This window comes from Actinomadura physcomitrii, assembly GCF_008923205.2.
GTDB lineage: Bacteria > Actinomycetota > Actinomycetes > Streptosporangiales > Streptosporangiaceae > Spirillospora > Spirillospora physcomitrii.
The window spans coordinates 1-5419 of the sequence record NZ_WBMS02000018.1; the positions used below are offsets into that span (position 1 = coordinate 1).

At 76.8% G+C, this 5419-nt stretch carries 3 protein-coding genes; all 3 read right to left on the reverse strand.

Going from position 1 to position 5419, the window contains the following annotated elements; genetic code table 11:
- Positions 1–3768: AMP-binding protein (locus F8568_RS22775; RefSeq protein ID WP_151595704.1), on the reverse strand; the 3768-nt coding region annotated here is incomplete at its 3' end.
- A 128-nt stretch (positions 3769–3896) separates the two neighbouring features.
- The gene (locus F8568_RS22780; protein ID WP_151595705.1) at positions 3897–4574 is read right to left on the reverse strand and encodes an HAD-IA family hydrolase; all 678 of its coding nucleotides are present in this window, start codon (positions 4572–4574) and stop codon (positions 3897–3899) included.
- On the reverse strand, positions 4567–5419 hold an 853-nt coding region (locus F8568_RS22785), incomplete at its 5' end, for a Gfo/Idh/MocA family protein (RefSeq protein WP_151595856.1). The genes F8568_RS22785 and F8568_RS22780, both read right to left, overlap by 8 nt.

Here is a 5419-nt window from a genome sequence, read left to right on the forward strand (position 1 = left end):
CGCCGTCAGGCCGTTGGACGCACCATCCTGGTTCACCGCCGAACCCCGCACCACCGCCAGCACCTCATGACCACGGCGGCGCGCATCCGACAACCGCTCCAGCACCAGCACACCGACGCCCTCGGACCAGCCCGTCCCGTCGGCGGCGTCGGCGTACGCCTTGCACCGGCCGTCACCCGCCAGGGCACCCTGCCGGGTGAACTCGACGAACGAGGTGGGCCGGGCCATCACCGCCACCCCCCCGGCCAGGGCCAGCGAGGACTCCCCGGAACGCAGCGACTGCGCCGCCAGATGCAACGCCACCAGCGACGACGAGCACGCCGTGTCGACCGTCACCGCCGGCCCCTCGAAACCGAAGGTGTAGGACACGCGGCCCGAGGCGACGCTGCCGGAGTTGCCGGTGCCCAGATAGCCCTCGAGGTCGGCGGGCACTTCGCCGAGGTCGGTGGCGTAGTGGTGGTGCATCAGGCCCGAGAAGACCCCGATGTCGCGGCCGCGCAGGGAGGTCGGGTCGATGCCCGCGCGTTCCAGGGCCTCCCACGACACCTCCAGCAGCAGCCGCTGCTGCGGGTCGATGGCGAGGGCCTCGCGCGGGGAGATCCCGAAGAAGCCCGCGTCGAAGTCACCGGCGTCGTGGAGGAACCCGCCGTGCCGGGTGGCGGTCCGCAGGGAGTCGACGTCCCAGCCGCGATCGGCGGGGAACTGCGTGATGGCCTCGGCGCCGTCGGCGACGAGCCGCCACAGGTCCTCCGGCGAGGCGATCCCGCCCGGCAGGCGGCAGGCCATGCCGACGATCGCGACGGGCTCGCCGGACAGGGAGTGCGGCACGGCCGCGTCCCGGGTGGCGGGCTCGGCGAGCAGCTCCGCCTGCAGGTGGCGTGCGACGGCGAGCGGGGTCGGATGGTCGAAGGCGAGCGTGGCGGGCAGCGGCAGCCCGGATGCGGCGGCCAGCCGGTCGCGTAGGGCGACGGCGGTCAGCGAGGTCAGCCCGAGGTCGCGGAACGCCCTGTCGGCCGGGACGTCGCCGCCGGTTCCGAGCAGGTCCGCGACCGCCGTCCGGACGAGGTCGGTCAGCAGCCGGTCGCGGTCGGCCCGTCCGGGCAGGTTCAGGAGCCGGCGGCGCAGTTCCGCGGTCGCGCCGTCGTCCGCGGCCACCGGACGGGCCGGCGCCTCGATGAGATCGCGCAGCGGGGCCGGGACCCCGTCGGCGCGCACCGCCGCCGGGTCGAGGCGGAAGGCGGCGAGGCAGGTCTCCTCCGCGGCGAGGGCCGCGTCCAGCGCCGCCATGCGTTCCCGATCCGTCATGTGCCCGACGCCCGGTGGCGGCGGACGGTCATCGCCCTCGACGGGCCCCAGGGCCAACGACAGCGCGGGCAGCCCGGCGGCGGCGCGACGACGGGCCAGCGCGTCGAAGGAGGCGCCGAGTGCGGCCTCCTCCGCCGCCTGGCGTCCCGCGGCTCCGAGCAGCCCGGTGGCCGGGGAGAGCAGCACGAACGCGTCGAGGCCGTGGTCCCGGGTCAGCTCGGACAGGCTGACCGCCCCCGCCCGGGCGGCCTCGGGGTCCGGTCCGCCGGGCGCGTGGACGACGGCGCCGATCGGGCCGCTCACGGCGAGCAGCGCGGCGAGGGCGTCCCGGTCGGCGGCGTCGTCGGCGACGGTGACGACATCGGCTCCGTGGGCGGCGGCCAGGTGGCGGGCAACGGCCGCGCCGAGTTCGCCGCCGGCGCCGGTGACGAGAACGGTCCGGCCCGCCCCGATCGGACCGCGCGGGGCCGCGTCCGGCGGCGCGTCGGCACGGACGGCGCGCGGAACCAGGAGGACCCCGGAGCGGACGGCCGCCTGCGGCTCCCCCGCGGACAGCGCCTCGGCCGCCCACCGCTCGGCGTCGGCCCCGGCGTCCAGGTCGAGCAACGTGAACCGGCCCGGATTCGCGGCCTGGACGCAGCGCACCGCCGCCCACACGTCCGCCTGGGCACGGTCGACCGCGCTGCCGTTCCCCTCCGCGGCGACCGCCCCGCGGGTGACGACGACCCGGTGGGCGCCCGCGTCGCCGCCGGCCGCCCACGCCGTGAGGCGGGCGGAGAGCTCCTCGGCATCTGTCGTCGCCGAGGTCACCGCCAGTTCGGGCCGCGCGTCTCCCCCGCCGGAGCGGCCCGGCACCGAGGGAAGCGGGATCCAGTCCAGGCGGAACAGCGACTCGTGGCGCCCGCCGCCCGTCGCGCGCAGCCGCGCGGGACGCTCCAGCAGCAGGCGCCGCGCGACCTTGCCGGAGGCCGTGCGCGGGACCTCGGCTATCTCGTACAGCTCCTCGGGCACCTTGAAGTAGGCGAGGCGCTCCCGGCACGCGGCGAACAGAGCCTCGGGGTCCAGGCCCTCGGGCCCCGGGACGACGAAGGCCACCGGAACCTCGCCGAGCACGTCGTGCGGACGGCCCGCCACCGCGACGTCCGCCACGCCGGGCAGCCCCCGCAGGACCTCCTCCACCTCGCCGGGGTGGATGTTCTCCCCGCCCCGGATGATGAGCTCCTTGATCCTGCCCGTGATGGTGAAGTAGCCGGCGGCGTCGCGCCGGGCCAGATCCCCGGTCCGGTACCAGCCGTCGCGGAACGCCTCGGCGGTCTCCTCCGGCCGGCCGTGGTACCCGACCATCACGCTCGGGCCGCGGACCCAGACCTCCCCCTCTTCCTCCGCCCCGACGTCGGCGCCGGTCTCGGGATCCACCAGCCGCACGCCGAGCCCCGGCACCGGCAGCCCGCACGACCCCTCGACGCGGGCGCCCGTCGGCCAGTTGACGGTGATCGACCCGCACGTCTCGGTGCTGCCGTAGGCGTCCAGCAGCGGCGCGCCGAACGCCTCCTCGAACGCCCGGCGCAGCGCCGCCGTCGTCACCGCGCCGCCGACCAGGCACATGCGCAGGTGCGGCGCCGTGAACCCCTCCTCGCGCGCGGCCCGGACGAGATGGTGGTACATCGTCGGGACGCCCGCGAGGAAGGTGATGCCGTCCTCGCGGAGCGCGCCGAGCACCTCCCCCGCGCTGAAGCCGTCCAGGATGCGGGCGGTCGCGCCGACGGCGGTGACGGCGAGTACGCACGCGATGTGCGAGAGGCTGTGGAACAGCGGCAGCGGCCACAGCACGCGGTCGTCGGCGGACAGGCCGGGGACGGGCACGTAGCAGGCGGCGACCGACCACAGGCAGTTGCGCTGGGTGGAGACGACGCCCTTGGGCCTGCCGGTGGTGCCGGAGGTGTAGAGCATCCACGCGGGTTCGTCGAGGCCGAGGTCGTCGCGGGCGGGCGTGCCGGGCTCGGTGCCGGCGAGCGACTCGAACGGCACCGCCGCGGGCAGCGCCTCGGGCGGCGCGCCGCCGGTGACCACGACGGCGACGTCCGGCCGCGCGGCCAGCACCCGGGCCAGCGGCGCGGCGTGCGCCGGGTCGGTGATCACCAGGCGGGCGCCGCTGTCGTCCAGCAGGTAGGCCAGCTCGGCCTCGGTGACGCGCGGGTTCACCGGGACGCCGATGGCGCCCACCCGGACCAGGGCCAGGTAGCCCTCCACCGTCTCGACGCGGTTGCCGAGCAGGAGGGCCGCACGGTCGCCGGGCTGCAGCCGGCGTTCCGCGAGATGGCCCGCGAGGCGCCGGGTCCGCGTTTCCAGCTCGGCATAGGTGACGCCGCGCCGGGCGTCCCGGAAGGCGATCTTCCGGGGCGCCCGGCGGGCGTGCTCTTCCAGCAATTCGGGCAGTGGCCGAATCAGCTCCGTGCGCAGCATTCCGGCGCATCCCCCAATGCGAAGGTGACGGTGCGGAACCGCCCGCAGGAAATGTGCGGTCGGCTGCGCCCAGTCTCATCAAGGAATGGTCCGGACAATCCCCTAACCGCCCCCCTAAGGTTCCTTGCTCACATCCGGACCGGGGGACGGGGACCGGTCAGCAGGCCGAGCAGGTCGGCGGGGCTGCTCAGTACCGCGTCCGGCCGTTCGGCCAGCAGCGGCGCCGGGTCGCCCTCGCCCCACAGCGCGGCGATCGCGCCGACGCCGGCGGCCCGCGCGCTGCGCAGGTCGGTGACGGCGTCGCCGATCATCACCGCCTCGTCCGGGCGGGCGCCGAGCAGGGCGAGGGCGCGCTCGACGATGTCGGGCGCGGGCTTCGGCCGGGCCACCTCGTCCGAGCCGATCACGTGCTCGAAGTACCCGGCGATGCCGAGGACGCCGAGCAGCGAGCGCGCGCGGGGCCCGCTCTTGCCGGTCGCGACGGCGAGCCGCAGGCCGCGCCGGCGCAGCCCGGCCAGCAGCGGCCCGACGCCCTCGAAGACCGTGACCTCGCCGGCGAGCCGGTAGCTCTCCCGGACGAACGGCTCCTCGATCTCGGGCGGCAGGCCCATGATCCGCATGATGTCGGGGAAGTAGCGGCCGAGGTGCCTGCTGTACTCCTCGAAGGGCGCCGGGCCGTCGCCCATCACCTCGGCGTAGGCGGTCTGGAACGCCCGGCGCATCACGTCGAAGCTGTCCACGATGACGCCGTCCAGATCGAAGACCACCGCGCGCACCCCGGGGCGGCTCGCGGCACCGTCAGGCATGGCCGGCCCCCGCCGCCACCGGCGTCCGGGCCGCCGGCCGGGCCGAGTCGTACAGCCGGCCGATCGCCGCGATCATCTCCCGTGCGCGCGCGACCGCGACGCCGCGGCGCCCGGGGTCGGCCAGCAGGGCGGGCAGCTCGTCCAGCTGGCGCGAGTACTCCACGCCGACCGGCTCCCGGGGGACCGGAACGGGCCGGGCGACGCCGTGCCGGGTGCGGACCAGCGCGGACGCCTCCTGCCGGTTGGTGCTGAACCCGAACGTGCAGCGCAGCGCGGCCGTCCCGGCGGCGCCCTCCACGGTGATCGCGGTGACGTCGCGGGTCTCGTGCGAGGCCCAGCTCGCCCGCAGCGCCACCGAGACGCCGCGGTCGGTCACCAAGAATCCGCGCGCGGTGTCCTCGACGTCGCCCGCGTCCGCGGCGCCGCCCGCGGCCGGGGCGCCGGGCCCGGCCTGCTTCCAGCGGGCGCGGCGCGAGGGGTCGTTGACGAAGTCGGACGAGACCGTGCCGAGCACCCGGTCGAAGGCCGCGGGCCCGAGCAGCGGCTCCACGGCGTCGAACAGGTGCCAGCCGAGGTCGAGCAGCGCGCCGCCGCCCGCCTGCTCGCGCCGGACGAACCAGCTGCTCGCCGTGGGCACGCCGTGCGCGCGCACCCAGGACAGGTCGATGTGGCGGATCGGGCCGAGGCCGGCGGCGACGTCCAGCAGCGCCCGGACATCGGAGCGGTACCGGGCGGCGCTGCCCGCCAGGAGCACCGCGCCGCCCGCCAGTTCGGCCGCCTCGAGCCGGGGGGGCGCGGCGGCCCCCGCGGCCCCCCGCGGGGGCCCGCACACCCCCCCGGCGGGG

Excerpts from the sequence above, each read along its gene's own strand:
- F8568_RS22780 (WP_151595705.1), bottom strand. The coding sequence starts at position 4,574 with ATGCCTGACGGTGCCGCGAGCCGCCCCGGGGTGCGCGCGGTGGTCTTC.